1 protein-coding gene and 1 pseudogene are annotated in these 1,327 nt (G+C 76.9%); both read left to right on the top strand.

Features of this window, described 5'->3' with window-relative positions:
- Nucleotides 1-419, top strand: a pseudogene (locus tag ACFQ3T_RS36630) (SCO3242 family prenyltransferase); the annotation flags it as partial.
- On the top strand, nt 416-1,327 hold a 912-nt coding region (locus ACFQ3T_RS36625), incomplete at its 3' end, for a sugar phosphate isomerase/epimerase family protein (protein WP_380730764.1). The pseudogene ACFQ3T_RS36630 and the gene ACFQ3T_RS36625, both read left to right, overlap by 4 nt.

Raw genomic sequence — 1,327 nt, 5'->3', positions numbered from 1 at the left:
CGCGGGCGGCGAGCGCGCTGCCCGCCGCAGCCGTCATGGCGGGCCACACCCTCGGCGTGACGGCGTTGTCGCGCGGCGAGGTCCGCGGCGCGTCACCGGGCACCGCGAGAGCCGTGCTCGGTGGCACCGCGCTGACCGCGTTGACGACGATCACGCGACCGGGCCGGACCTGGCGGCACCGGCTGGGAGCGCTCGCGGGAGCGGCCGCGTACGCCGTCACGGTGGGCCGCGCGCAGCTGGCCGCCGTGCGAGACCCCGGCGCGGGCACGGTCCGCTCGGCCACCAGGACCGGCATCCATGGCATGGTGCCGTTGCAGTGCGCGCTGGTGGCGCGGGGCGGTTCCCCGCGTGCCGCCGCCGCGCTCGCGCTCGTCCTGCCGCTCGCCCGCGCGTTGAGCCGGAAGGTGGGTCCCACATGACGTTCGCCCTCGGGTACGGCACGAACGGGTTCGCCAACCACCGGCTGGACGACGCGCTCGCGCTGATCGCCGACCTCGGCTACACCGGCGTGGCGCTCACCCTCGACCACCACCACCTCGACCCGTTCGCGCCCGACCTCGCGCGGCGGGTGGGCGAGGTCGCCGCGCGGCTCGACCGGCTCGGCCTCCGCGTCGTGGTGGAGACCGGCGCGCGGTACCTGCTCGACCCCGGCCGCAAGCACCACCCGACGCTGGTGAGCGACGAGCAGGAGGTGCGGGTCGACTTCCTGCTGCGCGCCGTGGAGGTCGCGGCCGACCTCGGCGCCGACTGCGTCTCCTTCTGGTCCGGGATCGTGCCGGACGGCGTGGCCGACGACGAGGCGTGGCGGCGGATGCGGTCCGGCGTCGCGGCGGTGCTGGAGGGCGCGGACCGGCACGGCGTGCCGCTGGGCCTCGAACCCGAGCCCGGCATGCTCGTCGAACGGCTCGACCAGGCGTTGCGGCTGCGCGCGGACCTCGGCTCGCCCGCCCGGCTCGGCATCACGCTGGACGTCGGGCACTGCGTCGCGGTCGAACCCCGGGACGCCGCCGCGTGCATCCGCCAGGCCGGTGACCTGCTGGTCAACGTGCAGCTGGACGACATGCGTCCCGGCGTGCACGAGCACCTGGAGTTCGGCGAGGGGGAGCTGGACCTGGCCGCCACGCTCGGCGCGCTGGACGAGATCGGGTACACCGGGCTCGCCGCCGTCGAACTGCCCCGCCACAGCCACGCCGCGCCGGACGTGGCACGTCGGGCGATGACCGCGTTGCGCGCCGCCCTGCCCAAGCCGTGGCTCGCCGACGCGGAACGGGCCGTGCGCGCCGACCCCGCGGCGATCCGCACCCTCTTCCCGGCCGCGGGGCGGGAG

The sequence above is a fragment of the Saccharothrix hoggarensis genome (genome assembly GCF_042678885.1).
Classification (GTDB): Bacteria; Actinomycetota; Actinomycetes; order Mycobacteriales; family Pseudonocardiaceae; genus Actinosynnema; species Actinosynnema hoggarensis.
Note: the sequence above shows the minus strand (reverse complement) of the source record. Positions and strands in the feature narration are given on the sequence as shown.